Origin of the sequence: Pseudomonas knackmussii B13 (assembly GCF_000689415.1) — a bacterium.
GTDB classification, from domain to species: Bacteria; Pseudomonadota; Gammaproteobacteria; order Pseudomonadales; family Pseudomonadaceae; genus Pseudomonas; species Pseudomonas knackmussii.
On sequence record NZ_HG322950.1, the window covers coordinates 396,489 to 420,331 of the forward strand.

At 67.4% G+C, this 23,843-nt stretch carries 24 protein-coding genes; 9 read left to right on the forward strand and 15 right to left on the reverse strand.

Annotated elements, in window-relative coordinates:
• Positions 1-22: 22 nt before the first annotated feature.
• From PKB_RS01785 to PKB_RS01795, 3 genes are read right to left on the reverse strand one after another with little or no spacing between them, the layout of a single operon-like run.
• The gene (locus PKB_RS01785; protein ID WP_043248520.1) at positions 23-1,303 is read right to left on the reverse strand and encodes a cytochrome c; all 1,281 of its coding nucleotides are present in this window, start codon (positions 1,301-1,303) and stop codon (positions 23-25) included.
• Positions 1,300-2,889 carry a GMC family oxidoreductase gene (locus tag PKB_RS01790; RefSeq protein WP_043248521.1) on the reverse strand — a complete coding sequence of 530 codons (1,590 nt, stop codon included), beginning with the start codon at positions 2,887-2,889 and terminating at the stop codon, positions 1,300-1,302. The genes PKB_RS01785 and PKB_RS01790 overlap by 4 nt, the downstream gene beginning before the upstream one ends.
• 2 nt (positions 2,890-2,891) lie before the next feature.
• Positions 2,892-3,410 carry a sugar dehydrogenase complex small subunit gene (locus tag PKB_RS01795; RefSeq protein WP_043248523.1) on the reverse strand — a complete coding sequence of 173 codons (519 nt, stop codon included), beginning with the start codon at positions 3,408-3,410 and terminating at the stop codon, positions 2,892-2,894.
• A gap of 305 nt (positions 3,411-3,715) precedes the next feature.
• Here PKB_RS01795 and PKB_RS01800 point away from each other — a divergent pair, with 305 nt between their 5' ends.
• The 4 genes from PKB_RS01800 to PKB_RS01815 all read left to right on the forward strand — a co-directional run bounded on the left by PKB_RS01800 (position 3,716) and on the right by PKB_RS01815 (position 7,076).
• Entirely contained in the window at positions 3,716-4,510 is a 795-nt protein-coding gene (locus PKB_RS01800) for a thymidylate synthase (RefSeq protein ID WP_043248524.1), read from the forward strand.
• A gap of 258 nt (positions 4,511-4,768) precedes the next feature.
• Entirely contained in the window at positions 4,769-5,926 is a 1,158-nt protein-coding gene (locus tag PKB_RS01805; protein WP_043248526.1) for an iron-containing alcohol dehydrogenase, read from the forward strand.
• An 8-nt stretch (positions 5,927-5,934) separates the two neighbouring features.
• A complete protein-coding gene (locus PKB_RS01810) occupies positions 5,935-6,375 on the forward strand; it encodes an acyl-CoA thioesterase (RefSeq protein WP_043248528.1) in 441 nt (146 codons plus the stop codon).
• Positions 6,375-7,076 carry a hypothetical protein gene (locus PKB_RS01815; RefSeq protein ID WP_043248530.1) on the forward strand — a complete coding sequence of 234 codons (702 nt, stop codon included), beginning with the start codon at positions 6,375-6,377 and terminating at the stop codon, positions 7,074-7,076. Before PKB_RS01810 ends, PKB_RS01815 begins: the two co-directional genes overlap by 1 nt.
• Before the next feature lie 64 nt (positions 7,077-7,140).
• On the opposite strand, the gene PKB_RS01820 is transcribed toward PKB_RS01815, so the two are convergent.
• From PKB_RS01820 to yrfG, 6 genes are all read right to left on the reverse strand, one after another.
• Positions 7,141-7,560 carry a glycine zipper domain-containing protein gene (locus PKB_RS01820; RefSeq protein WP_043248532.1) on the reverse strand — a complete coding sequence of 140 codons (420 nt, stop codon included), beginning with the start codon at positions 7,558-7,560 and terminating at the stop codon, positions 7,141-7,143.
• A 109-nt stretch (positions 7,561-7,669) separates the two neighbouring features.
• A complete protein-coding gene (locus PKB_RS01825) occupies positions 7,670-8,170 on the reverse strand; it encodes a surface antigen (protein WP_043248534.1) in 501 nt (166 codons plus the stop codon).
• Between the two features lie 578 nt (positions 8,171-8,748).
• Positions 8,749-11,073: an FdhF/YdeP family oxidoreductase gene (locus tag PKB_RS01830; RefSeq protein ID WP_043248536.1), complete on the reverse strand. Its 2,325-nt coding sequence runs from the start codon at positions 11,071-11,073 to the stop codon at positions 8,749-8,751.
• Positions 11,070-11,924, reverse strand: coding sequence for a formate dehydrogenase accessory sulfurtransferase FdhD (gene fdhD / locus PKB_RS01835; protein WP_043248539.1), 855 nt, complete (start codon positions 11,922-11,924; stop codon positions 11,070-11,072). Before fdhD ends, PKB_RS01830 begins: the two co-directional genes overlap by 4 nt.
• Positions 11,925-12,019: 95 nt before the next feature.
• Positions 12,020-12,913 (reverse strand): LysR family transcriptional regulator, encoded by an 894-nt coding sequence (locus PKB_RS01840; RefSeq protein ID WP_043248540.1) that lies wholly within the window; start codon positions 12,911-12,913, stop codon positions 12,020-12,022.
• Positions 12,914-12,950: 37 nt separating this feature from the next.
• On the reverse strand, positions 12,951-13,619 hold the full coding sequence (gene yrfG / locus PKB_RS01845; protein ID WP_043248542.1) for a GMP/IMP nucleotidase: 669 nt from the start codon (positions 13,617-13,619) through the stop codon (positions 12,951-12,953).
• Positions 13,620-13,731: 112 nt separating this feature from the next.
• On the opposite strand from yrfG, the gene nudE reads away from it, so the two are divergent.
• The 5 genes from nudE (at position 13,732) to PKB_RS01870 (ending at position 17,063) form a co-directional block, all read left to right on the forward strand.
• Positions 13,732-14,298, forward strand: a complete 567-nt coding sequence (nudE, locus tag PKB_RS01850) for an ADP compounds hydrolase NudE (protein WP_043248543.1) — start codon at positions 13,732-13,734, stop codon at positions 14,296-14,298.
• Positions 14,295-15,116: a 3'(2'),5'-bisphosphate nucleotidase CysQ gene (cysQ, locus tag PKB_RS01855; protein ID WP_043248545.1), complete on the forward strand. Its 822-nt coding sequence runs from the start codon at positions 14,295-14,297 to the stop codon at positions 15,114-15,116. Before nudE ends, cysQ begins: the two co-directional genes overlap by 4 nt.
• A gap of 50 nt (positions 15,117-15,166) precedes the next feature.
• Positions 15,167-15,979 (forward strand): bifunctional DNA-formamidopyrimidine glycosylase/DNA-(apurinic or apyrimidinic site) lyase, encoded by an 813-nt coding sequence (mutM, locus tag PKB_RS01860; RefSeq protein WP_043248547.1) that lies wholly within the window; start codon positions 15,167-15,169, stop codon positions 15,977-15,979.
• Between the two features lie 76 nt (positions 15,980-16,055).
• Positions 16,056-16,634 (forward strand): lysophospholipid acyltransferase family protein, encoded by a 579-nt coding sequence (locus tag PKB_RS01865; RefSeq protein WP_043248549.1) that lies wholly within the window; start codon positions 16,056-16,058, stop codon positions 16,632-16,634.
• Between the two features lie 84 nt (positions 16,635-16,718).
• Complete coding sequence (locus PKB_RS01870; protein ID WP_043248551.1) at positions 16,719-17,063, forward strand: hypothetical protein; 345 nt, start codon at positions 16,719-16,721, stop codon at positions 17,061-17,063.
• 84 nt (positions 17,064-17,147) lie between these two features.
• Here PKB_RS01870 and ggt read toward each other — a convergent pair whose 3' ends face one another.
• From ggt to PKB_RS01900, 6 genes are all read right to left on the reverse strand, one after another.
• On the reverse strand, positions 17,148-18,851 hold the full coding sequence (gene ggt / locus PKB_RS01875; protein ID WP_043248553.1) for a gamma-glutamyltransferase: 1,704 nt from the start codon (positions 18,849-18,851) through the stop codon (positions 17,148-17,150).
• A gap of 133 nt (positions 18,852-18,984) precedes the next feature.
• Positions 18,985-19,236 carry a YfhL family 4Fe-4S dicluster ferredoxin gene (locus PKB_RS01880; protein WP_043248555.1) on the reverse strand — a complete coding sequence of 84 codons (252 nt, stop codon included), beginning with the start codon at positions 19,234-19,236 and terminating at the stop codon, positions 18,985-18,987.
• 123 nt (positions 19,237-19,359) lie between these two features.
• Positions 19,360-19,839 (reverse strand): pantetheine-phosphate adenylyltransferase, encoded by a 480-nt coding sequence (coaD, locus tag PKB_RS01885; protein ID WP_043248557.1) that lies wholly within the window; start codon positions 19,837-19,839, stop codon positions 19,360-19,362.
• Between the two features lie 206 nt (positions 19,840-20,045).
• Positions 20,046-21,641: a GMC family oxidoreductase gene (locus PKB_RS01890; protein WP_043248558.1), complete on the reverse strand. Its 1,596-nt coding sequence runs from the start codon at positions 21,639-21,641 to the stop codon at positions 20,046-20,048.
• A 46-nt stretch (positions 21,642-21,687) separates the two neighbouring features.
• The gene (locus PKB_RS01895; protein WP_043248560.1) at positions 21,688-22,233 is read right to left on the reverse strand and encodes a hypothetical protein; all 546 of its coding nucleotides are present in this window, start codon (positions 22,231-22,233) and stop codon (positions 21,688-21,690) included.
• A 33-nt stretch (positions 22,234-22,266) separates the two neighbouring features.
• Positions 22,267-23,697 (reverse strand): coniferyl aldehyde dehydrogenase, encoded by a 1,431-nt coding sequence (locus PKB_RS01900; RefSeq protein ID WP_043248563.1) that lies wholly within the window; start codon positions 23,695-23,697, stop codon positions 22,267-22,269.
• Positions 23,698-23,843: the final 146 nt, after the last annotated feature.

Sequence of the window (23,843 nt, forward strand, 5' to 3'; positions counted from 1 at the left end):
GCGGGCGCCGCCCCAGCATCCCTCAGGGCTGGCGGATCGCCGCTACGCGCGCACTGTCGACCTTGACCGCGGGATTGCCGAACTGCCGCGTGACGTAGTTCACCAGTGTCGCGATCTGCTCATCGTCGAGGCTGCCGGCGAAGCCGGGCATGAACACGTCGTCATCGCCGACCTTGCGCTGCACGCCGCCCAGCACCACCTGCACCAGGTTGTCCGGCTGCAGGGCACCGACCGTGCTGTTGTGGCTGAGCATCGGGTAGTAGCCGTCGGGCGTGCCGCCGCCGCTCCAGGTATGGCAGCTGGCGCAGTTGCCAAGGAACAGCCGGGCGCCGTCGTCGTGGGTCTGCGGGTCGAACGCCTGGCCGCGCAGCTCGACCACCGCGGCGGCGGGCTCGCCCCAGGCGAAGCGTGGCTTGCGTTCGTCGTCGTTGACCGCCTTGACGCTGCGCAGGTAGGTGGCCATGGCGTGCAGGTCGGCATCGCTCAGGTACTGGAAGCTGTGCTGCACCGCCTCGGCCATGGGGCCGGCGGCCTGGGCTTTGCCCGGTACGCGGCCGGTCTTGAGGTACTGCACCAGTTCGGCGTCGCTCCAGCCGCCAATGCCGCTGTGGGTGTCGGGGGTGATGTTGAAGGCGTACCAGCCGCCCAGGGTCGCGCCGGCGAGGAAGTCGCGGCCCTTCTCGTCCAGCGCCTTTTCCTGGAAGGCCAGGCCGCGCGGCGTGTGGCAGGTGCCGCAGTGCGCCAGGCCCTGGACCAGGTAGGCGCCGCGGTTCCAGGTGTCGCTCTGGCCGGTGTTCGGCCGGTAGACGTGGTCCTCGTGGAACAGTGCATTCCAGATCGCCAGCGGCCAGCGCATGTCCAGCGGCCAGGCGATCTCGCTGTCGCGATTGGGCTCGGCCACCGCCTGCACGCCGCCTTCGAGGAAGTAGGCGTACAGCGCCTTCATGTCGTCGTCGGTGATTCGCGCGTAGGCGGTGTAGGGCATCGCCGGGTAGAGGTGCATGCCGCCCTTGGCCACGCCTTCGCGCAGGGCGCGGGCGAAGTCTTCGTAGCTGTAGCTGCCGATACCGGTCTTCGGGTCGGGGGTGATGTTGCTCGAATAGACGTTGCCCAGCGGCGTGGCCAGCGGCAGGCCCCCCGCGGGGGGCTTGCCGTCCGGCGCGGTGTGGCAGGCGGCGCAGTCGCCGGCGCGGGCCAGGTACTCGCCGCGCTTGAGCAGCTCGGCCGGCGCGGTGTCCGAGGCACTGGCAGCATGGGCGAACAAGGGCGCGGCGAGCAGGGCGAGGAAGGCGTATCGCTTCATGCGCTGGCCTCCTGCTTCAAGTGTTCGGCGAGGCGCAGGGCGAGCGCGGCGATGGTCAGGGTGCAGTTCACCGAGCCGACGGTGGGCATCACCGCGCTGCTGGCGACGAACAGGTTGGGGTGGTCGTGGCTGCGGCAGTCCTTGTCCACCACCGAGTCCTTCGGGTCGTCGCCCATCAGGGTGGTGCCGGTGATGTGGTTGTTGTTGGCGAAATCGTCGATGAATTTCACCTCGCTGCCGCCGAGCAGCTTGGCCGCATGGGTATAGACCTCGCGGGTGTGCACCGCGCTTTTGCGCACGTAATCGTCCATCGCGTAGGTGAATTCCGGCTTGGGAATACCCAGGGCGTCGCGCTCGCTGGCGCTGGGCACGATGCGGTTTTCCGGGTGCGGGAGGATTTCGTGGAAGCTGTCGAAGCGGACGAAGCGCGCCGCGCGGTCGCGGATCTGCGCGTCCAGTTCACGGCCGAGCAGCAGCGGGCCCTTGCGGATCAGTTCGGCGGCCACCTCGTCGGTACGCGAGAGGTTGGACAGGTGGATCTTCTTCGAGGCGTATTCGCTGCGGAAGGCGCCGTCGCGGAAGCCGACCATCGAGGTCATCTCCTGCGGCCCGCGGCCCGGCCAGAGCTTCTCGCTGGCATAGAACTGCACGGCGGTGCCGGGGTGGTCCATGAGGTTGCGGCCGACCATGTCCGAGCTGTTGCCGACCTCGGACATGAGCATCAGCTTGGGCGTCTCGATGCCGTTGGCGGCGAGGATGAAGGTGTCGCCCTCGACGCGCGTCTCGTTGCCTTGCGGGTCCTTGTACAGCGCCGCGACTATCTTGCCGTCGTCGCCCTTCTCCAGATTGAACACCACGGCGTTCTCGATCAGCCGGGCGCCGGCTGCCTCGGCCTTGTCGACGTGGACGATGCCGTTGTACATGGCGCCGATCGGGCAGATCGGCATGCAGTTGTTGTTGCCGCAGCAGGTCGGCCGGTTGTCGTAGGGGCGGCTGTTGCGCGCCACCGGCTCGGTGACCACGCGGTAGCCGTTGGCGTTGAGCAGGGTCTTGATGCGCTGCTCGTTCCACGACAGCGGCAGCGGCGGCATCGGGTAGGGCTGGCTGCGCGGCGAGCCGAGCTCCTCGTCGCCGGGGCCCCAGACACCCAGTTCCTCTTCGGCGCGCTGATACCAGGGTTCGAGCTCGCTGTACTCGATGGGCCAGTCGCGGCCGACGCCGTAGAGCGTATTCAGCTTCAGGTCGTTGGGCAGGAAGCGCCAGGCGGAAGCCGCCCAGTGCCAGGTGGTACCGCCGACCGCGCGGATGTACTGCACGTCGTACGGATGCTCGCCCTTCTGGATCAGGTAGTGGTTGTCGGGGTGGTATTCGGGGTGCGGCGCGTGGGCTGTGGACGGGTAGGGCGCCTGGTTGTCGGATTTGTCCGGCTGGTTGCGGAAGCGCTCGACGATCTCCCAGCGCGACAGGCGCGGGCCGGCCTCGAGGATCAGCACGTCCTTGCCGGCCAGGGCGAGCTGGTGCGCGACCAGGGCGCCGGCGACGCCGGAACCGACCACCACATAATCGGCGCGTTGCGTGTCGGCCATGCTCAGATCTCCCGCTCGACGGGCTGCGCGGCCCAGTAGCCGGGCTTGTTTGCGCAATAGCTGCGCGGCACCAGGACATCGTCCACGGCCTTGAACATCAGGGCGTTCTCGTAAGTAACCAGGGTGGCGTCGTCATCCTCGCCGATCACGCCCAGGTACCAGCCGCCGAGGATCTGCCGGGCCAGCCATTGCTGGCGCTCGCTCCAGCCCTGCGGGGAGACGCCCAGGTGCGCCTGCAGTTCGTCGAGGCTTTGCTTGAGCGCGGCGTCGCGCTGGGAGAGGGCGTCGAACAGGCGCTGGCCGATGCGCGGGTCGAGGTTGGCGCGACCGGTCAGGTGCCGCGAGATGTTCATGAAGGCGGCCAGTTCGGCGTCATGCAGGGGCGTCAACGCGGCCCAGGCCGGGGCCGCCGGACCGAGCAGCAGGCTGCCCGCGGCGGCGGCTGTGCAGGCGACCGCCAGCAGGCGGCGGCGCGAGAGCGGGAACGCGGGCATGGGCGCCGTCGGGTTCTCGTCGAACATGCAGACCTCTCTTTCAACAGGCGAACGGTGATCAGGCGCGGCTTTGTTTCTATATGAATGCTGCCGCTTGGTTCTGAGTTTTTTGTGGCTGATTTCGGAGGATATCTTCGGAGTATTACTGCAAGAGCGGAAACCGAAAGGTTTCAGTCGGTCATCGAAGGAGGCTGCCGTCCGCTCCGTCGGCCGGGCTGGCGATGCCGGGCCGCGACCCTTAGTATTGCCGTTTGTCCAGATTCTGCAGGGCGGGTCCACCCGCCGCCGGCCCCTTCCAAGCGGTGCCGCAGACCCTACCGACCAGGCTTTCGATGAAACAGTACCTCGACCTCATGCGCCACGTGCGCGAACACGGCACCTTCAAGAGCGACCGTACCGGCACCGGCACCTACAGCGTGTTCGGCCACCAGATGCGCTTCGACCTGAGCGAAGGCTTCCCCCTGGTGACCACCAAGAAGTGCCACCTCAAATCGATCATTCACGAGCTGCTGTGGTTCCTCAAAGGCTCGACCAACATCGCCTACCTGAAGGAAAACGGCGTCTCGATCTGGGACGAGTGGGCTGACGAGAACGGTGACCTCGGCCCGGTCTATGGCTACCAGTGGCGCTCCTGGCCGGCGCCGGACGGCCGCCACATCGACCAGATCGCCAACCTGATGACGATGCTGAAGAACAACCCGGACTCGCGCCGGCTGATCGTCTCCGCCTGGAACCCGGCGCTGATCGACGAGATGGCCCTGCCGCCGTGCCACGCGCTGTTCCAGTTCTACGTCGCCGACGGCAAGCTCAGCTGCCAGCTGTACCAGCGTTCGGCCGACATCTTCCTCGGCGTGCCCTTCAACATCGCCAGCTATGCGCTGCTGACCCTGATGGTCGCGCAAGTGGCCGGCCTGCAGCCGGGCGAATTCATCTGGACCGGCGGCGACTGCCACCTGTACGCCAACCACATCGAGCAGACCGACCTGCAACTGACCCGCCAGCCGCTGCCGCTGCCGACCATGAAGCTCAACCCGCAAGTGAAGGACCTGTTCGACTTCCGCTTCGAGGACTTCGAGCTGATCGGCTACGAGTCCCACCCGCACATCAAGGCGGCGGTCGCCGTCTGACCTGCTCCCTGTGTGACAAGGCCGGCGCAATGCCGGCCTTTTCGTTTCTGCGGCCGATTGTGCGCTGGCCTGGTCTTCGTAAGCGCGCGCCGATGACCTGTGCTTTCGAGCAGGCATTTCATTCCCTCAGTGAATAATCGTTTCGCCTGGCGGTACAGGGTTTCGTCATGGTGCAGCACATTGCTATGCTCCCCCGGCTGGCCGCAGCGCTGCGGCCTACGGATTTTCCGCAGTACAACGACAAGATCGGGGACCGTCATGCAGCCTTTCAGCTTCGCCACCACCGCGCAGATCCTCTGCGAAAGTGGTTCCGCCGTCCGCCTGGGCGAACTCTGTCGCGAGCGCGGCGCCAGTCGCGTGTTGCTGGTCAGCGATCCGGGCATCACCCGCCTGGGAATGCTCGACGGCGTGCTGCCGGGCTTCGCCAGTGCCGGCGTGGCCATCGAAGTCTTCGACCAGGTGCTTGCCGATCCGCCTGAAAGCGTGGTCCTGCAAGCGGTGGCGCAAGCGCGTTCGATGGGAGCGCAACTGGTCGTCGGCTTCGGCGGCGGCAGCTCCATGGACGTCGCCAAGCTGGTCGCGCTGCTGGCCCATCCGCAGGCGATCCAGGGCCTCGGCGAGGTGTTCGGCGTGGGCAATGCGCGTGGCCCACGGCTGCCGCTGATCCAGGTGCCGACCACCGCCGGCACCGGTTCGGAGGTCACCCCCATCGCCATCGTTACCACCGGCGAAACTACCAAGACCGGAGTGGTCAGCCCCTACTTGCTGCCCGACCTGGCAGTGCTCGACGCCGACCTGACCCTCGGCCTGCCGCCGTCGGTAACCGCCGCCACTGGCATCGACGCCATGGTCCACGCCATCGAGGCTTACACCAGCAAGCTGAAGAAGAACCCGCTGTCCGACCTGCTGGCTCGCGAGGCGCTGCGCCTGCTCGCCGGCAATCTCGACGAAGTGGTGCGCAACGGCGCCAACCGCGAGGCGCGCCAGGCCATGCTGCTGGGCGCCTGCCTGGCCGGGCAGGCGTTCGCCAACGCGCCGGTGGCAGCCGTGCATGCGCTGGCCTATCCGCTGGGCGGGCACTTCCATATCCCCCACGGCCTGAGCAATGCGCTGGTGCTACCGGAGGTGATCCGCTTCAACGCGGCGTCGGCGGCGCCGCTTTACGCCGAGCTGGCGCCGCTGCTGCTGGGCTCGCGCCTGCAAGCAGGTGGCGACCTCACCGAGCAGTTCATCGCCGAGCTGGCCGAGCTGAGCCCGCGCAGCGGCCTGCCGTCGCGGCTGCGTGATGCCGGGGTGCCGGAGGAACGCTTGCCGACGCTGGCGCGCGACGCCATGCTCCAGCAGCGCCTGCTGGTCAACAACCCGCGCGAAGTGAGCGAGGCCGACGCCCTCGCCATCTACCGCGCCGCCTACTGAGGAAGCCGATGAGCCAGGAACATCCCAGCCGCAGCGATTACCGGCACTTCCAGCCGATCACCACGCGCTGGCACGACAACGACGTCTATGGCCACGTGAACAACGTGACCTACTACGGCTTCTTCGACACCGCGGTGAACACCTACCTGATCGAGAGCGGCGGGCTGGATATCCACGATGGCGAGGTGGTCGGCTTCGTGGTCAGTTCCAGCTGCGACTACTTCGCCCCGGTGGCCTTCCCCGAGCGCATCGAGGTGGGACTGCGGGTCGGCAAGCTGGGCAACAGTTCGGTGCAGTACGAGCTGGCGGTGTTCCGCGCCGGCGAAGAGCTGGCCTGCGCCGCCGGGCGCTTCGTGCATGTCTTCGTCGAGCGCGCGAGCAATCGCCCGGTCGCGATTCCGCCGCCGCTGCGCGAAGCCATGCAGGCGTTGCTGATCGAGCAGCCCTGATGGAGGCGCAGCCGTCCTACCGCCTGCTGCGCATCGACTTCACCGATGACCAGGCGTGCGCCTTCTGCCCGAACCGCCTGACCACCGGGATCGGCCGGGTGCTGGTCGACGACGCGGGCAAGGAGGTTTTCGCCGGCCCGGTGTGCGCGAAGAAGCACGCGCGCAACGCCGGCGAGAAAGTCCCTGATCTCACCCTCGCCAGCTTCGAGCCCGACAGCGGCAAGGCCGCACCCACGCCGGGGACGAAGCGCAAGGCGCCGGCCGAACGGCGTGCGCCGCGCGTATCCGACGAGGAAGCGCAGCGCCAACGCGCGATCAGCTACCTGCTGCTGCGCGCCGAGAAGCTCGCCGCTTACAAGGGCATGTGCTTCGGCAGGCTGCAGGAGGTCTACGAGCGTTATCGGGCGCGCGGGCTGTCGGAGAACGACCAGACCTATCTGCAGAACCTGATGGCCAAGGTCGAGCGCGAACGGCCGGAGTATGGCTACGCCAACCTGCAGGCGCTGTATGCCTGTCACTTCTGGATCGAGCGTTTCCTTGGCGAGGAAGACAGTGGCTTCATCCGTGGCCTGCGTCATTACCTGCGCACCCACCTGTACCTGAAGCCGGCGCAGATCGAGGGCCTGAACAAGTGGTTCGAGCGCCGCGAGGGCATGATTTCCATCAAGCCCGATGCCTTCCAGCTGCCCGAAGAAGCCTGACGATCCCGTGCTGAAACGAAGAAGCCCCCCGATTGGCGGGCTTCTTCACATGGCGCCTGAGGGATCAGTCGCGATGTTTGTTCTTGTGCTTGTGTTTGTGCTTGTGGCCGCCCGAATGGTCGTGATCGTTGTCATCGGCCATCGAGTTGCCCAGCGCGCCGCCTGCCGCACCGCCCAGGCCGGCACCGATGGCCGCGCCGGTGGAGCCGCCGACCTTGTTGCCGATCACCGAGCCGCCGGCCGCGCCCAGGCCGCCACCGATGGCTGCCTCGGTCTTCTTGCCGTCCTTCGCGCTCATGGCGCCGCCGGCCGCACCGCCGACGCCGGCGCCGATGGCCGCGCCGGTGCTGCCGCCCAGGGCTCCGCCAACCACGTTGCCGAGGGCGCCGCCCAGGCCGCCGCCGACTGCGGCGTTGGTGTTGTCATCGGCCATTGCAACGCTGGCCAGCAGGCTGAGAGTCAGTACCGAGAGAGTCTTGCGCATGTTCAAACCTTGCTAGGAGGGGAGGTAGAACGATTGTTCCGGACATGAAACAGCCGGGCAAGGGTGCCCGGCTGTTCGGTGCTGGAGAATTAATCCTGCCTGAGCTGGATCAATCCCAGTCGCGATGATGGCGGTGGTGGTGCTTGTACCAGCCGCGGTGACGGCCACGGTCGTGCCAGTGGCGATCGTCGTCGTAGTAGCGCGCGTGACGGTAGCCGCGACGGCCATCGTAATCGTCGTCGTCATCGCGGTTGCTGTCGGCGTAGTGGTTGCCCAGCGCACCGCCGGCGCCGCCGCCCAGGGCCGAGCCGATCAGGCCGCCGGTGGAGCCGCCGACCTTGTTGCCGATCACCTGGCCGCCCGCCGCGCCCAGGCCGCCGCCGATGGCAGCTTCAGTCTTGTTGCCGCGATGGGCGCCAACGGCGCCACCGGCTGCGCCGCCGACACCAGCACCGATGGCAGCACCGGTGCTACCACCCATGGCCTGGCCGACGACGGAGCCCAGTACCCCGCCCAGCGCGCCACCGACGCCTGCACGGGTGTCGCCGTCCGCGAAGGCGGTACCACCGACCAGCGCAAGAGACAGCATGAGCATCGAGGAGTACTTCATAGAGAGGTTCTCTACTGTGTGGATGTTGGCGGCGATGCTGGGGTTGTCAGAAACGCCTTACAAGCGTCAGCCGACGAATGACGCGACTTGCATCAAAAAATGCAAGTATTTGATTTGAGGTCAGAACTTTTTCTAATTCAGCCTGTCTGAGTGTTGTTCCGAGGTCTTGAATGTCGCGTGATTTACTCACAATTTGCCATTGAAATGATGGCTTCTCACGCAGATCCCGGTTCCTGCCCGTTTTATCCCTTCAGATGTTTCTTACATAGCTTCGCAACGGTTTTCCGGGTTGTGCGGGATGCGCATGCGCGTTCCTGCAGGGAGGCGCCGGACTTTACGCGCACGCCGAACTGCCCCCTCTCCCTTCAGGGAGAGGGCTGGGGAGAGGGTTGCGGACTTCGACGATGCGCCGGCGTTGGGCCTGACTCCGTTCCCCCTCCCTAACCCTCCCCCGAAAGCGGGAGAGGGGACTGATCGGCAGAGCGGGTTGTGCTGTCGTCATCCGGTTGATTGGGTTCGCGAGCAAGCTCGCTCCTACAAGGTGGCGCCGCGGACTTCGCGGCTGCGCCCAACGACCCTCAGAGAATCCGGCTGGCGTCCTCGCGCGCGGCTTCCAGGCGCACCGCGACGAACTTCGAGGTCGGCGTGAAGCTGCCCTCGCCATGGCTTTCCAGCGGCACCAGTGGGTTGGTTTCCGGGTAGTAGGCGGCGGCCTGCCCCTCGGGGACGTCGAACGCCAGCAGGGTGAAGTTGCTCACCCGGCGCTCCACGCCGTCGCTCCACAACGAAACCATGTCGATCTTCTGCCCCGGCTCGAAGCCCAGGCGGCGGATGTCCGCCTCATTGGCGAAGACCACCTCGCGCTGCCCGCGCACGCCTCGATAGCGGTCGTCCAGGCCGTAGACGGTGGTGTTGTACTGGTCGTGGGAGCGCAGCGTCTGCAGGATCAGGTCGGGCTTCTCGCCGGTCTGGCGCACCTGTTCGGGCAGCAGGTCGGCGGGCAGCACGCTGGCGGCGAAATTGGCCTTGCCGGTGGCGGTAGTCCAGCGCCGTTCGCCAGCCGAGTTGCCGAGGTGGAAGCCGCCCGGGTTGGCCACGCGGCGATTGAAGTCGGCGAAACCGGGAATGGTGTCGGCGATCAGGTCGCGGATACGGTCGTAGTTGGCGATCAGCGCGTCCCAGTCCACCGGATGGTCGCCCAGGGTGGCCTTGGCGATGCCGGCGACGATCGCCGGCTCCGAGCGCATCTGCTTCGACAGCGGCTCCAGCTGGCCGTAGGAGGCGTGGATCATGCTGAACGAGTCTTCCACCGTGACCGCCTGCGGGCCGCCGGCCTGGCGGTCGATGTCGGTGCGGCCCAGGCACGGCAGGATCAGCGCGTCGGTGCCGCAGGTCAGGTGGCTGCGGTTGAGCTTGGTGCTGATGTGCACGGTCAGCGCGCAGCTCTCCAGCGCCTGGTGGGTGCGCGGGCTGTCCGGGGTGGCCTGGGCGAAGTTGCCGCCCAGCCCGATGAAGACCTTGGAGCGGCCTTCGAGCATCGCGTTGATGGCTTCCACGGTGTTGTGCCCGTTGTGCCGTGGCACGCGGAAGTCGAAGCGTTTCTCCAGGGCATCGAGCAGCGCCACCGGCGGCCGGTCGTTGATGCCCATGGTGCGGTCGCCCTGCACGTTGCTGTGGCCGCGCACCGGGCAGAGGCCGGCGCCGGGGCGGCCGACGTTGCCGCGCAGCAGTTGCAGGTTGACCACTTCCTGGATGGTCGGCACCGAGTGGCGGTGCTGGGTGAGGCCCATGGCCCAGCAGGCGATGACCCGCTCGGCGCGGCGGTACATGGTGGCTGCTGTTTCGATCTCGGCCAGGCTAAGGCCGGACTGCTCGACGATGTGCTCCCAGGGGGTGGCGTCCACTTCCGCCAGGTAGGCGTCGACGCCGTCGGTGTGTTCAGCGATGAAGGCATGGTCGAACACCGCCGGCTCGCCCTTGGCCTGGGCTTCGCGCTCCCACTGCAGGAGGAACTTGGCCATGCCGCGCACGGCGGCCATGTCGCCGCCCAACGCCGGGCGGAAGAACGCGGTGTTCAGCGGCCGCGAACCGTTGGAGAGCATCTCCAGGGCGTGCTGCGGATGCTGGAAGCGCTCCAGGCCGCGCTCCTTCAGCGGGTTGAAGGCCACCACCTGGGCGCCGCGCTGCACCGCTTCGCGCAGCGGTTCGAGCATGCGCGGATGGTTGGTGCCGGGGTTCTGGCCGAAGACGAAGATGGCGTCGGCGTGTTCGAAGTCGGCGAAGGTCACGCTGCCCTTGCCGACCCCGACGCTGCGCCCGAGGGCCACGCCGCTGGCCTCGTGGCACATGTTCGAGCAGTCCGGGAAGTTGTTGGTGCCGTAGGCGCGGACGAACAGCTGGTAGAGATAGGCCGCCTCGTTGCTGGCCCGGCCGGAGGTGTAGAACTCGGCCTGGTCGGGGCTTTCCAGGGCGCGCAGGTGCTGACCGATGAGGGCGAAGGCGTCGTCCCAGCTCACCGGCACGTAGCGGTCCTGGGCGCGGTCGTAGCGCATCGGCTCGGTCAGCCGGCCCTGGTACTCCAGCCAGTAGTCGCTTTGCTGGCGCAGGGCGCTGACGCTGTGGCGGGCGAAGAAGGCCGCGTCGACGCGGCGCTTGGTGGCTTCCCAGTTGACCGCCTTGGCGCCGTTCTCGCAGAACTTGACGCGGCCGTCCTCGGGCGAGTCGCCCCAGGCGCAACCGGGGCAGTCGAAGCCGCCGTTCTGGTTGGTCTTGAGCAGGGCGCGCAGGTTCTTGAACGGCTGCTTGCTGTCCAGCCAGAAGCGCGTGACGGAGATGAGCGCGCCCCAGCCGGCGGCGGCGCCCTTGTAGGGTTGGTAACGGGGGTTGATCGGTTGCAGGCTCATGGGCGGTCGGGTCGTCCGTGGGCGTCCGGCGCGGGGCTGTAGACCCGCGGTGCGCTGTGGTGGGGAAGGTGGATCAGGTTCAGGTTGTGCTTGCGCGCCCAGTTCACGGTCAGCGCGCTGGGCGCGGAAAGGCTGACCAGGGTGGCGATGCCGGCGCGCACGGCCTTGTGGATAAGCTCCAGGCTGCAGCGGCTGGTGACGACCACGAAACCGTCGCGGCCGTCGAGGTGTTGCCGCTTGATCGCGCCGATCAGCTTGTCGAGGGCGTTGTGCCGGCCGATATCCTCGCGGCACAGGCGAATCTCGCCAGAGCCATCGACATAGAGCGCCGCGTGCAGGGCGCCGCTGCGCCGGGCCAGGTCCTGTGCCTGGTCGATGCGCTGGCGCAGGTTCTGCAGGTGCGCTGCCGGCGGCAGGGCGGCGGGCTCGAGGACGCGCAGCGTGGGCAGCGCCTGCTCCAGGGCTTCCACCCCGCACAGGCCGCAGCCGCTGGTGCCGGCCAGTTGCCGGCGCTGGCGCTTGAGGGCCCAGAAGGCGCGGTTGGCGATCTGCACTTCGGCGCTGATGGCGTCGCCGAGGCGGTTCAGGCGGACGTCATAGATGTCGTCGATGGAGTCCACCAGTCCGCTGCTCAGGCTGAAGCCGTGGACGAAGTCCTCGAGGTCGGCCGGGGAGACCATCATCACCGCCTGGCTGAGGCCGTTGTAGGCAATCGCCAGGGCGGCCTCTTCGGCCAGCACGGCGCTGCCAAGGCTGCTCGCATCGGACAGTTCGGCGTAGCTGTAGCCGCCGTCGGCAACGGCGGGGGGGCCGTCGTCGGGTGACGCCGGGCGGGGGGGCGGGCAAGGCATGGGCGGGGCCCTGTTTTCTAGTAGTGGAGCCAGCCTAGGCCGCTCTACGCAGGGCGTCTAATCGGTAGTGCCGATACTGTGATAGACGCGCTCTATCACTGCTCGTCGGATTCGAGCAGGCGCCGGGCCTCTTCGAAGCAGGCGTCGGCCAGCGCCGAGCGTGGTTCGGAGTGGCGCAGGATCAACCCGAGCGGCGCCAGGGTCCGCGCATCCTCGATCGGCACCAGGCGCAGGTGGCTGTCGCGGCCTTCCAGGCCGCTGCCCAGGGGCATCACGGCGCAGCACAGGCCGCGCTCCACGGCTTGCAGCAGCTGGTGCACGGCATCGGTTTCCAGGCGGATGCGAGGCGTCAGTCCGTGGCTGCGGAAACCGTGGTCGATGGACTGGCGGAAGTGCATGCCGCTCGACATCAGCCCCAGCGGCAGCTCGGCCAGGGCCTTCCAGCCCAGGCTGTGGCCGTCGATGGCGAAATGCCGTTGGTCGTACAGCAGGCCCATGCGCGTGTCGGCGAGCACCAGGCTGTCGAAGTGCGTGCTGTCCAGGCGCTCGAGGTAGGACAGGCCGAGGTCCAGCTGATTGCGGCCGAGGCCTTCGAGGATCTGCTCCGAGCTCAGGGCGAACAGCTGGAAGCGCAGCTCCGGATGGCGCTCGGCGAACAGGCCGATCAGTTGCATGGGGTCGAAGCCGGCCAGCGGCACCACGCCCAGGCGCAGGGTGCCGACCAACTGGCCGCGGCAGGCTGCGGCCTCGGCATACAGGCCGTCATGGGCGGCAAGCAGGCTGCGCGCCCAGGCCAGCACGCGCTCGCCGGCCTCGGTGAAGCCCTCGAAACGCTGCCCGCGGCGCACCAGCTCCAGGCCCAGCTCCTCTTCCAGCGAGCGCAGGCGCATGGACAGCGTCGGCTGGGTGACGTGGCAGCGCGCGGCGGCCTGGCCGAAGTGGCGGGTCTCGTCGAGCGCGCAGAGGAATTTCAGTTGCTTGATGTCCATGGGGGTTTCCCGGCGGGAGGGGTGGTTCAAGCTGAATCTACGGGTGCAATCCATCCAGCAGTGCGCGGTAGTCCTCCACCGCGGCGAACTCGGCGGTGTCCTTGGGCCCCTGGCGGCTGTCCGGCTCGCGCACCGCGAGCAGATGGCCGATGCCAAAGGCGCGGGCGCTGCGCAGGATCGGCAGGCTGTCGTCGATGAACAGGGCGCGCGCCGGGTCGAAGCCGAGGTCGGCGTGCAGCGCCTGCCAGAACTGCGGGTCTTCCTTGGGGAAACCGTAGTCGTGGGAGCTGATCAGGCGTTCGAAATAGGGCGCCAGCTCGATCCGCTCCATCTTCAGCGACAGTGAATCGCGGTGCGCGTTGGTGATCAGCACCACGCGCTTGCCGGCGTTGCGCAGGGCGGCGAGGAAGGTGTCGGCGTCCGGGCGCAGGGCAATCAGGTGCGCGACCTCGCGCTTGAGGTCGCGGATCGACAGTTTCAGTTCGCGGCTCCAGAAATCCAGGCAGTACCAGTTCAGTTGGCCGGCATGGTCGCGGAACAGCGGCAGCAGCTCGGCATCGGCCTGCGCGCGAGTGACGCCATGGTGTTCCGCGTAGCGCTGCGGCAGGTGTTCCAGCCAGAAATGGTTGTCGAAATGCAGGTCGAGCAGGGTGCCGTCCATGTCGAGCAGGACGGTGTCGATCGCGGACCAGTTCAGACTCGGCATGGGCGGCTCTGTGGCAGTGCGTCGCCTGGTGCGGCAATAGCGCCAGCTTCGACACGGAGAGTAGGAAAAGGCGGGTATCATAGCCGACCCGGTCCCGCCCAGGAGTCGTCCCATGCGTCAGAAACCCACGGTGCTCGCTCGCGAAATCGTCGCCAAGAGCCGCCTGTTCGCCGTCGAAGAACTGGAGCTTCGTTTCGCCAATGGCGTCGAGCGCACCTACGAGCGGCTGGTGGGCAAAGGCCAGGGTTATGGCGCGGTGATGGTAGTGGCGCTGCTGGATGGCGAGAACGCAGTGCTGGTGGAGGAATACTGCGCTGGCGTCGACGAGTACCAGCTGTCGCTGCCCAAGGGCCTGGTGGAGCCGGGCGAGGACGTGCTGGCCGCGGCCAACCGCGAACTCAAGGAGGAAGCGGGCTACGGCGCCCATCGCCTCGAGTACATCACCGAGCTGTCGCTGTCGCCGGGCTACATGAGCCAACGCATCCAGGTGGTGCTGGCGCGCGACCTCTATGAAGAAAGCCTGCCGGGCGACGAGCCGGAGCCGCTGCGGGTCGACCGCATCAGCCTGCGCGAACTGTCGAGCCTGGCGAAGAACGCCCAGTTCAGCGAAGGACGGGCCCTGGCCGCGCTCTACCTGGTGCGCGACCTGTTGATCGAACGAGGAGAATTCCAGGCATGAGCCACGCTTTCCTGCCCACGGTGATCGAACTGGTGCGCCGCGCCGGCGACGCCATCCTGCCGTTCTGGCGCAGCGACCTGGCGGTCGAGAGCAAGGCCGACGCCTCGCCGGTGACTGCCGCCGACCTGGCCGCGCACCAGATGCTGGCCGCCGGCCTGCGCGCGCTGGCGCCGGAGATTCCGGTGCTGTCCGAAGAGGACTGCGGCATCGCCCTGGCCGAGCGCGGCCAGTGGCAGCGCTGGTGGCTGGTCGATCCGCTGGACGGCACCAAGGAATTCATCGCCGGCAGTGAAGAGTTCACCGTCAACGTCGCCCTCATCGAGAACGGCCGGGTGGTCTTCGGCGTGGTCGGCATTCCGGCCAACGGCCGTTGCTACTACGGCGGCGCCGGGCTGGGCGCGTGGCGCGTCGAGCGTGATGGCGAGCCCGAGGCGATTGGCGTGCGCGAGAATCCCGAGGAAGCCTTCACCGTCGTTGCCAGCAAGCGCCACTCCAGTCCGGCGCAGGAGCGTCTGCTGGCCGGCCTGGGCGAGCGTTTCGGCGACCTGTCGCTGGCCAATATCGGCAGCTCGCTGAAGTTCTGCCTGCTCGCCGAGGGTGCGGCGGACTGCTATCCGCGCCTGGCGCCGACCTCGCAGTGGGACACCGCGGCGGCCCAGGGCGTGCTGGAAGGCGCTGGCGGCGAGGTGCTCGATCTCAAGGGCGAGGCATTTACCTACGAAGCGCGCGAGGATTACCTCAACGGCTCCTTCCTGGCCCTGCCGAAGACCGCTGCCTGGCGCGATGAACTGATCCAGCTGGCGCGCGCGCTGGACTGATCACACATCCCTTATCACCTGCAGACCGGACATCGGCGCCCTGACTTCCCATGCCTGAATTACCCGAAGTCGAAACCACCCGCCGGGGCATCGCGCCCTACCTGGAAGGCCAGCGCGTCACCCGCGTGATCGTCCGCGACCGGCGCCTGCGCTGGCCGATTCCGGAAGACCTCGACGTGCGCCTGTCCGGGCAGCGCATCCTCAAGGTCGAGCGGCGCGCCAAGTACCTGTTGCTGCAGGCCGAGGCGGGCACGCTGATCAGCCACCTGGGCATGTCCGGCAACCTGCGCCTGGTGGAGTGCGGGCTGGCGCCGGCCAAGCACGAGCACGTCGATATCGAGCTGGAATCGGGCCTGGCACTGCGCTACACCGACCCGCGGCGCTTCGGCGCCATGCTCTGGAGCCAGAATCCGCTGGAGCACGAGCTGCTGCGCAACCTCGGGCCGGAGCCGCTGACCGACGACTTCGAAGGCGAGCGCCTGTACCAGCTCTCGCGCGGGCGGAGCATGGCGGTCAAGCCGTTCATCATGGACAACGCGGTGGTGGTCGGTGTGGGCAATATCTACGCCACAGAGGCGCTGTTCGCCGCCGGCATCGACCCGCGCCGCGAAGCCGGGACCATTTCTCGGGCGCGCTACTTGAAGCTCGCCGAAGAGATCAAGCGCATCCTGGCGATCGCCATCGAGCGCGGCGGCACCACCCTGCGCGACTTCATCGGTGGCGACGGCCAGCCCGGTTACTTCCAGCAGGAGCTGTTCGTCTACGGCCGAGGCGGGGAGTTCTGCAAGGTCTGCGGCAGCACCCTGCGCGAAGTGCGCCTGGGCCAGCGCGCCAGCGTCTACTGTCCGCGCTGCCAACGCTGAGCGGCGCGTTTTCCGTTATTTCTGGGGCCGCGGGGTCATCCGTTTGCGCCCCCCATAACTACAAGAAGGTTCATCGATGTCCGGCAACTACCTGCCTCGCAATCCCTTTGCCGAGTGGCTCGGCCGCAACATGCTGAAAGTCGCCGGTTGGCGTATCGAGGGCGCTCTGCCAGCGCTCGACAAGTTCGTCGTGATTGGCGCGCACCACACGTCCAACTGGGACTTCATGGCCTTCCTCGCGGTGAAGTTCGTGCTGCGCCTGAATGCCCGCTGGTTCGCCAAGCACACCCTGTTCCGCCGGCCGTTCGGCAACCTGCTGCGGCGCTGGGGCGGCATCCCGATCCAGCGGCACCTCAAGCAGAACACCGTCGAGCAGGCCGTGCAGGCGTTCCACGACAGTCGCGAGCTGATCTTGATCATCTCGCCGGAAGGTACGCGCAAGAAGGTCGAGCGCTGGAAGATGGGCTTCTACCATATCGCCCGCGGCGCCGGCGTTCCGGTGGTGCTGGCGGCGCTGGATTACGCCAACCGACGTATCGTCATCGGCGAACCCTTCTGGCCGACCGGCGACGAAGCCGCCGACCTGCAGCGCATGCTCGCGTTCTACCGGCCCTTCGTTCCGAAAAAGCCTGAGTACGCATTCCTCGGCGGTTGAAGGCCGTCACGCTGACAACCCGCGCGGCGCTGATATAGTTAATGGCAGTCTGCCTGCCAACTCTGCATAAAAAGGACTTACGCCATGAACCTGTTTCGCGCCCTGGCCGCTGTTCTGGCCCTGACCCTCGGCCTGTCGACCCTGCCTCTGCAGGCCGCCGATATGTCTGCGGGCAACGTCTCCAGCGGTGACCCCGTCTACAGCGTGGACACGCCGCCGTTCTACAGCATGCTCGGCGACCTGATCATCGCCCGTCCGCTGCTGCTCGGCGCCACCGTGATCGGCACCGCGGCCTTCATCGTCAGCCTGCCGTTCACCGCCCTGGGCGGCAACGTCAAGGAAGCCGGCCAGGCCCTGGTCATCGATCCGGGCAAAGCCACCTTCGTACGCTGCCTGGGCTGCACCGAAAGCGGCTACAAGCAGGACTGACCCTGCGCGCGCCGACCGCCCGGCCGGCGCCACTCTCCCGAATTTCCGAGGCCCCCTGCATTCGCAGGGGGCCTTTTGTCGTCTTCAGTAGTGCACCGTGGTCCCGGCGGCCAGGCCAATGCCGCGCGGGTCGCTGGCGGCATCCACGTCGCCGTTCTTCTTGTTCCACAGCAGCACTTGCTGGTTGCCGTAGCTGCGCCCGACATCCTTGAGCGTGTAGCCGCGTGCGGTGAGGTCGGCCTTTTGCGCGTCGGTGAAGGTGCGCGGTTCGTGCTCCAGCACATCGGGCAGGTACTGGTTGTGATAGCGCGGCGCGGACACCCAGTTCTGCACCGCGCGGCCATCCAGGTACTGCAGCATGGCCAGCAGCACCATGCTGGGGATGCGGCTGCCGCCGGGCGTGCCGAAGGCGGCGAGCTCATTGGGGCTTTCGATGAAGCTCGGGCTCATGCTCGACAGCGGGCGCTTGCCGCTGGCGATGGCATTCGCCGCACTGCCGGCCAGGCCGTAGGCGTTGCTGCCTTCGATATCGGCGGCGAAGTCGTCCATCTCGTCGTTGAGCACCACGCCGGTACCGGGTGGGGTGAAGGCCGAGCCGAACGGCAGGTTCACCGAGAGGGTGGCGGCCACCGCATTGCCCTGTTCGTCGATCACTACGAAGTGCGTGGTGTGGTCGCCTTCGCGCCAGGTCGGCTTGGGCGGCAGGCTGGCGCTGGGCGTGGCGCGGTTCGGGTCGATGCCGGCGGCCAGGCGCTTCAGGTAGTCCGGGGCGAGCAGTTGTTGCACCGGGTTGGCGATGCGGTCCGGGTCGCCGAGCATGCTGCGGTCGTGATAGGCGCGGCGCAGGACCTCGGCGACATAGTGCACGCGCTGGGTCGGCTCGGCCTTCTGCCAGGGCAGCTGGGCGAGCATGCCGAGGCTCTGCGCCAGGGCCACGCCGCCGGCGGAGGGCGGTGGCGCGCTGATGAGTTCGCGGCCGTCGGCCAGCGGATAGCGCAGCGGCTGGCGCTCGACCACCTGGTAGCTGCGCAGGTCTTCCAGGCTCCAGATACCGCCGGCGGCGCGCACGCCTTCCACCAGTCTGTCGGCGGTTTCGCCTTCGTAGAAGCCGCTGCGGCCATAGCGCGCCAGGCGCTCCAGGGTCTTCGCCAGGTCCGGCTGGCGCAGCAGGTCCCATTCCTCGGGCAGGTTGCCCTGCTGCAGGAAGACGCGGGAAGTCTCGCGGTCCTTGCGCATGGCTTCCAGGCGGCCTTCGGCACGATCAATGTAGACGCGGTCGATGGATACGCCGTCGGTGGCCAGGCGGATCGCCGGCACCAGGTTGTCGGCCAGCGGCTTGCGGCCGAAGCGGCTGGTGATCTCCGCCAGTGCTGCCGGCAAGCCGGGGATGGCGGCAGCCAGCGGGCCGTTCAGCGACAGCTCCGGCTGAACCTTGCCGTTGCGCATGTACATCTGTGCGCTGGAGGCCAGTGGCGCGCGCTCGCGGGCATCGATGAAGCGGTAGGTGGGCTTGGGGCCGGCCTGGCGCAGGAGGAAGAAGCCGCCGCCACCCAGGCCGGAGCCGTAAGGCTCGACGACGGCCAGGGCCGAGGCAATGGCGACTGCGGCGTCGAAGGCGTTACCGCCGCCAGCGAGGGTTTCCAGGCCGGCGACCGTGGCCGCCGGATGGGCGCTGGCGACGGTGGCCTGGGCGACCGGCTGCGCCGAGGCGTGCAGGGCAGCGGTGCCGAGGAGGAGCAGGGCGCAGAAGCGCGAAAGGACATGCGGATTGCGGTTCAACAGGGACATGGCATCTCACGAATCGTCAGGCAGCCCCGGACTGGCGTCCGGGAAAAACCGCGGGAGCGAAATGGGAGGATAGACAATCCCGCCGCGCGACGGTTGTCGTAAACCCTGGAACTCCTGTCGCGACGGGCGCGGATCAGGCCTTGCCGGTGAGCTTGAGGTACTTCTGCATCAGCTCGTCCTTGCTCTCGACGTGGCTCTCGTCGAGGGGGATGCAGTCGACCGGGCAGACCTGCTGGCACTGCGGCTCGTCGTAGTGGCCGACGCACTCGGTGCACAGGTTCGGGTCGATCACATAGATCTCCTCGCCCTGGGAGATGGCGCCGTTCGGGCACTCGGGTTCGCAGACGTCGCAGTTGATGCAATCGTCGGTGATTTTCAGGGACATCGAATAACTCCGACCATGTCCGGAGGCATGGCTGTCAGCAAGGGAAATGCTGCAATTTTGCCGCATTGGCGTGCGCAGTGCACGCCGGCGGATCAATTGCCGCCATTCCTGGCGGCGGATGTCTCAGCGCTTGAAGCGCTCGGCGAGGGCCTGGGCTACCGCGGGGTGCACGAACTTGGTGATGTCGCCACCCAGCGCGGCAATCTCGCGCACCAACGTCGAGGAGATGAAGGAGTACTTCTCCGACGGGGTGAGGAACATGCTTTCCAGGTCGGGTGCGAGCTGGCGGTTCATGTTGGCCAGCTGGAACTCGTACTCGAAGTCCGACACTGCGCGTAGGCCGCGCAGCAGGATGTTCGCGTTCTGCTCCTTGGCGAAGTGCGCGAGCAGGGTCGAGAAGCCGACGACTTCGACGTTGGGCAGGTGCGAGGTGACCTGGCGGGCCAGTTCGACGCGTTGTTCCAGGGGGAACAGCGGGTTCTTCTTGGGACTGGCGGCGACGGCGATGATCACCTGGTCGAACAGTCGCGAGGCGCGTTCGACGAGGTCGGCATGGCCTTTGGTAATGGGGTCGAAAGTACCCGGGTACAGCACTCGATTCATCGCAGCGTCCTGGTGATTCAAGGGTCAGGCGGGGGCGTGGGCGGGGCTGGATGGTAACGCAGCGGGCCGGCAGGGCCAAGCAAAGCAGGTAGTGCGTTTCGACGCGCACTACCTGTGCCGGCCCGGCGAATGCGACCAATCGGTCGCAAAGGCGCGGGGCAGAGCCATTGAGCCAGCCGTCTCGGACCTTCGTCCAAGGGTGGGGCTCAGGCCTTGCCCAGGCGCTGGACGAGGCCGCTGGCCAGTTGCGCGGTCAAACCATAGACCGAAAGCTGCGGGTTCGCCCCGATGCTGGTGGGGAACAGCGAGCCGTCGTGGATCGACAGGTTCTGCAGCTGGTGGTGACGGCCGAGGCTGTCGCACACCGCCTGCTTCGGGTCCTCGCCCATGGCGCAGCCGCCCATCACGTGGGCGCTGCCCAGGCGGGTGCGGTACAGCTCCAGGCTGAGGCCGTCGATGATGGTGCGCGCTTCGGCGAGGGTCTTCGCATAGCCGGCGTCGTTGTGCAGCGGCAGCACTTCGCGGGCGCCGGCGGCGAACTGGACTTCGGCCATGGTGTGGAAGGCGCGGCGGATGCCGTCCCAGGTGTAGTCGGTCATCCTGTAGTCGAGCACCGGGGTGTCGTCGCCGCGCAGGCTCACCGTGCCCTCGGCGCTGTCCGGGTGGAAGCCGTCGCGCATCAGGGCGAGGATCATGTTGGTATGCGGCAGTTGCTCCATGCGCAGGGCGTTGTCGATGCCGAAGCGGCCGAGCAGGGTGGCCGCGAGCGCCGGCTGCAGCGGCGGTACTTCGAGCTTGTAGGACATGTGCCCGCGGGTGCCGTCGTTCCACTGGAAGTGGTCGGAGTAGATCGACTGCGGCGCGCCGTAGAAGGGGTTGACCACTTCGTCGAACAGGGCGGCGCTGAAGTTCACCACGTGCAGGAAAGTGCGCTTGCCGACCCGGCCGTTAGGGTCCGGCGCCTTGGAGCGCATGAGGATCGCCGGGGTGTTGATGCCGCCGCCGGCCAACACATAGTGGCGCGCCTTGACGGTGATCTTGCGGCCGGTGGGCGCCACGCAGCGCTCGTCCATGGCCACGCATTCCAGGCCGCTGACCTTGTCGCCGTCGATCAGCAGGCGGTTGGCGCGGGCGAGGTAGAGCAGCTCGCCGCCCTTGTCGAGGGTCGCCGGGATGGTGGTCACCAACATCGATTGCTTGGCGTTGGTCGGGCAGCCCAGGCCGCAGTAGCCGAGGTTCCAGCAGCCGCGCACGTTGCGCGGGATGACTTTCCAGTGATAGCCGAGCTTCTCGCAGCCGCGGCGGATCACGTCGTTGTTGAAGTTCGGCGGCATGATCCAGGGTGCCACGCCCAGGCGCTCTTCCATCTTGGCGAACCAGGGCGCCATCTCGGCCGGGCTGTGGCCCTTGACGCCGTGCTCCTTGGCCCAGTGCTCCAGGGTCGGGTCGGGGGTGCGGAAGCTGGAGGTCCAGTTGACCACGGTGGTGCCACCCACGGCGCGGCCCTGGAGGATGGTGATGGCGCCATCCTTGCTCATCCGGCCGATGCCTTCCTGGTACAGGGTGGAGTAGGCCTCGGGTTCCATCAGTTTGAAGTCGGAGCTGGTCTTCAGCGGGCCTTCCTCGACGATCAGCACCTTGAAGCCGGCGGCGCTGAGGATTTCCGCGGTGGTGCCGCCGCCGGCGCCGCTGCCGACGATGACCACGTCGGCTTCCAGGGTCAGGTCCTGCTCCAGGCGCGAGCCGTCATGGACTTTCCAGCCGCGGGCCAGGCCTTCGGCGAACAGATCGGGTACAGGCATCGGTAGGTCTCTCGGGAATTCTTGTTGTAGTAGCCGGGGCGATCGATCAGATCTTCGGCGGGCCGGGGTAACCGCAATGCGCCCAGGATTCCGGGCGGCCGTACCAGGCCATCATCACCAGCTGCAGCAGCGAGCCGTGGCCCATCTTCAGCAGGCCGAGGGAGCTGTTCTCCCAGCGCTGCAGGAAGTGCCGCAAGTCATCGGCGCTGGCCTTCTCCCAGCTGCCCCAGACGCCGGTGAGCGGGCCGCGGGTGACCGGCAGGGCGAGCACGTCGAACAGCTGCCGGGTGAGCTTGAGCATCTCCGGCGACAGGTGGTCGAGGGTGTGGTCGAGCCCGGCGAGAGTGCCCTGCACGGCCTCGGCCATGTGTTCGGCCGCCACCGCGCCGGTGAGCATCACCGGGATCAGGGCGCGCAGGAACGGCAGGTCGGAAGCGCGCAGGGCCTTCATGCCGCCGGCCGGCGCGCTGTCCGAGCAGCCGCTGAGGGTGGCGGTGACGCCGGCCGTGGCGAGGAAGGCCCCGCCGAGCAGGCCGATCTTGAGCACGCCGCGCCGGGAGAGTCCCGGCGCGCTCAGGGAGGTGTCTGTCATTCTTGTTGTTTCACCTTGGTTTTGCGCTGTGGCTCAGCGGATGAACAGCTTGTAGACCAGCTTCTGCAGCGACTTGCCGTAGGGTGGGTAGATCACCTTGGCGGCGTTGAAGCGCGGCTTGCTGAACACGCCCTTGGCCTTGGAGAAGGTCAGGAAACCTTCGTGGCCGTGGTAGTGACCCATGCCCGAGGGGCCGACGCCGCCGAACGGCATGTCGTCCTGGGCCACGTGCAGCAGGGTGTCGTTCAGGCACACGCCACCGGAGTGGGTGTGCGCCAGCACGTGCTCCTGCTCGCGCTTGTCGTAGCCGAAGTAGTACAGCGCCAGCGGGCGCGGACGCTCGTTGATGTAGGCCAGCGCCTCGTCCAGGCCCTTGTAGGGGATGATCGGCAGCAGCGGGCCGAAGATCTCGTCCTGCATCACCTTCATCTCGTCGTCGACGTTCAGCAGCAGCGCCTGCGGCAGGCGGCGGCCATCGCCTTCGGGGAGCACCGGGACGATCTTGGCGCCGCGCGCTTCGGCATCGCTCAGGTAGCCCTTCAGGCGCGAGAGCTGGCGCTCGTTGATGATCGCCGTGTAGTCCGGGTTGTTCTGCACGCTGGGGTAGAAGCCCTGCACCACTTCGCGGTAGGCGCTGATGAACTCCTCGACGCGCTGCTGCGGCACCAGCACGTAGTCCGGCGCCACGCAGGTCTGGCCGGCGTTGAGCGACTTGCCGAAGGCGATGCGCTCGGCGGCGTCCTTGATCGGCACGCTGTCGGAGACCAGCGCCGGCGACTTGCCGCCCAGCTCCAGGGTGACCGGGGTGAGGTTTTCCGCGGCGGCGCGCATCACGTGCTTGCCGACGCTGGTGGCGCCGGTGAACAGCAGGTGGTCGAAGGGCAGCTTGGAGAAGGCCACGCCGACATCGACTTCACCCTGGACTACGGCAACCAGGTCCTCGGGGAATATCTTCGCCAGCAGGTCCTTGAACACCTGGGCGGTGGCCGGGGTGGACTCGCTCATCTTGATCATCACCCGGTTGCCGGCGGCCAGCGCGGCAGTCAGCGGGCCGACGGCGAGGAAGATCGGGTAGTTCCACGGCACGATCACGCCCACCACGCCGAGCGGCTGGGAGATCACCTTGGCCGAAGCCGGCATGAACTGCATGCCGACGCTGCGGCGCGACGGTTTCATCCAGCGCGCCACGCGCTTGCGGGCGTAATGCACGCCGTGCAGGCCGGGCATGATTTCGGCGAGCAGGGTTTCGTCGGCCGAGCGGTTGCTGAAGTCGCGGGAGACCGCGTCGATGATCGCCTGCTGCTCGTTGACCAGCAGGTCGGCCAGGCTCTTCAGCCATTGCTGGCGCTGCCCGGCGGTGGGCATGGGGTTGCTGCGGTAGGCCTGGCGCTGGCGCTCGAGCAGGGCTTGCAGTTGATCGATGTCTTGTTGCGTCTGCTGCAGGTAGGCGATGTCGGCGACCATGGCGGGCTCCTCGGCGGACCGGCTGGGGAAGCGCTCCGCAGGGGCGGACGCTTCGCGTTGTGCTTGTCGCTGGATTTTTAGAGCAATTGCTCTAAAGTGTCAAATAGCATGCCGCGCCCCGTCATTTCGGCCCACCCATCCAAATG

What these genes read in the sequence shown, in the direction of transcription:
- yrfG (WP_043248542.1), bottom strand. Translation starts at nt 13,619, where the DNA reads ATGCCGAGTCTGAACTGGTCCGCGATCGACACCGTCCTGCTCGACATG.
- PKB_RS01865 (WP_043248549.1), top strand. Translation starts at nt 16,056, where the DNA reads ATGTCCGGCAACTACCTGCCTCGCAATCCCTTTGCCGAGTGGCTCGGC.
- PKB_RS01790 (WP_043248521.1), bottom strand. Translation starts at nt 2,889, where the DNA reads ATGGCCGACACGCAACGCGCCGATTATGTGGTGGTCGGTTCCGGCGTC.
- nudE (WP_043248543.1), top strand. Translation starts at nt 13,732, where the DNA reads ATGCGTCAGAAACCCACGGTGCTCGCTCGCGAAATCGTCGCCAAGAGC.
- PKB_RS01785 (WP_043248520.1), bottom strand. Translation starts at nt 1,303, where the DNA reads ATGAAGCGATACGCCTTCCTCGCCCTGCTCGCCGCGCCCTTGTTCGCC.
- PKB_RS01870 (WP_043248551.1), top strand. Translation starts at nt 16,719, where the DNA reads ATGAACCTGTTTCGCGCCCTGGCCGCTGTTCTGGCCCTGACCCTCGGC.
- PKB_RS01815 (WP_043248530.1), top strand. Translation starts at nt 6,375, where the DNA reads ATGGAGGCGCAGCCGTCCTACCGCCTGCTGCGCATCGACTTCACCGAT.
- PKB_RS01805 (WP_043248526.1), top strand. Translation starts at nt 4,769, where the DNA reads ATGCAGCCTTTCAGCTTCGCCACCACCGCGCAGATCCTCTGCGAAAGT.
- PKB_RS01880 (WP_043248555.1), bottom strand. Translation starts at nt 19,236, where the DNA reads ATGTCCCTGAAAATCACCGACGATTGCATCAACTGCGACGTCTGCGAA.
- PKB_RS01810 (WP_043248528.1), top strand. Translation starts at nt 5,935, where the DNA reads ATGAGCCAGGAACATCCCAGCCGCAGCGATTACCGGCACTTCCAGCCG.
- PKB_RS01830 (WP_043248536.1), bottom strand. Translation starts at nt 11,073, where the DNA reads ATGAGCCTGCAACCGATCAACCCCCGTTACCAACCCTACAAGGGCGCC.
- fdhD (WP_043248539.1), bottom strand. Translation starts at nt 11,924, where the DNA reads ATGCCTTGCCCGCCCCCCCGCCCGGCGTCACCCGACGACGGCCCCCCC.
- ggt (WP_043248553.1), bottom strand. Translation starts at nt 18,851, where the DNA reads ATGTCCCTGTTGAACCGCAATCCGCATGTCCTTTCGCGCTTCTGCGCC.
- mutM (WP_043248547.1), top strand. Translation starts at nt 15,167, where the DNA reads ATGCCTGAATTACCCGAAGTCGAAACCACCCGCCGGGGCATCGCGCCC.
- PKB_RS01825 (WP_043248534.1), bottom strand. Translation starts at nt 8,170, where the DNA reads ATGAAGTACTCCTCGATGCTCATGCTGTCTCTTGCGCTGGTCGGTGGT.
- coaD (WP_043248557.1), bottom strand. Translation starts at nt 19,839, where the DNA reads ATGAATCGAGTGCTGTACCCGGGTACTTTCGACCCCATTACCAAAGGC.
- PKB_RS01895 (WP_043248560.1), bottom strand. Translation starts at nt 22,233, where the DNA reads ATGACAGACACCTCCCTGAGCGCGCCGGGACTCTCCCGGCGCGGCGTG.
- PKB_RS01900 (WP_043248563.1), bottom strand. Translation starts at nt 23,697, where the DNA reads ATGGTCGCCGACATCGCCTACCTGCAGCAGACGCAACAAGACATCGAT.
- cysQ (WP_043248545.1), top strand. Translation starts at nt 14,295, where the DNA reads ATGAGCCACGCTTTCCTGCCCACGGTGATCGAACTGGTGCGCCGCGCC.
- PKB_RS01890 (WP_043248558.1), bottom strand. Translation starts at nt 21,641, where the DNA reads ATGCCTGTACCCGATCTGTTCGCCGAAGGCCTGGCCCGCGGCTGGAAA.
- PKB_RS01840 (WP_043248540.1), bottom strand. Translation starts at nt 12,913, where the DNA reads ATGGACATCAAGCAACTGAAATTCCTCTGCGCGCTCGACGAGACCCGC.
- PKB_RS01820 (WP_043248532.1), bottom strand. Translation starts at nt 7,560, where the DNA reads ATGCGCAAGACTCTCTCGGTACTGACTCTCAGCCTGCTGGCCAGCGTT.
- PKB_RS01800 (WP_043248524.1), top strand. Translation starts at nt 3,716, where the DNA reads ATGAAACAGTACCTCGACCTCATGCGCCACGTGCGCGAACACGGCACC.
- PKB_RS01795 (WP_043248523.1), bottom strand. Translation starts at nt 3,410, where the DNA reads ATGTTCGACGAGAACCCGACGGCGCCCATGCCCGCGTTCCCGCTCTCG.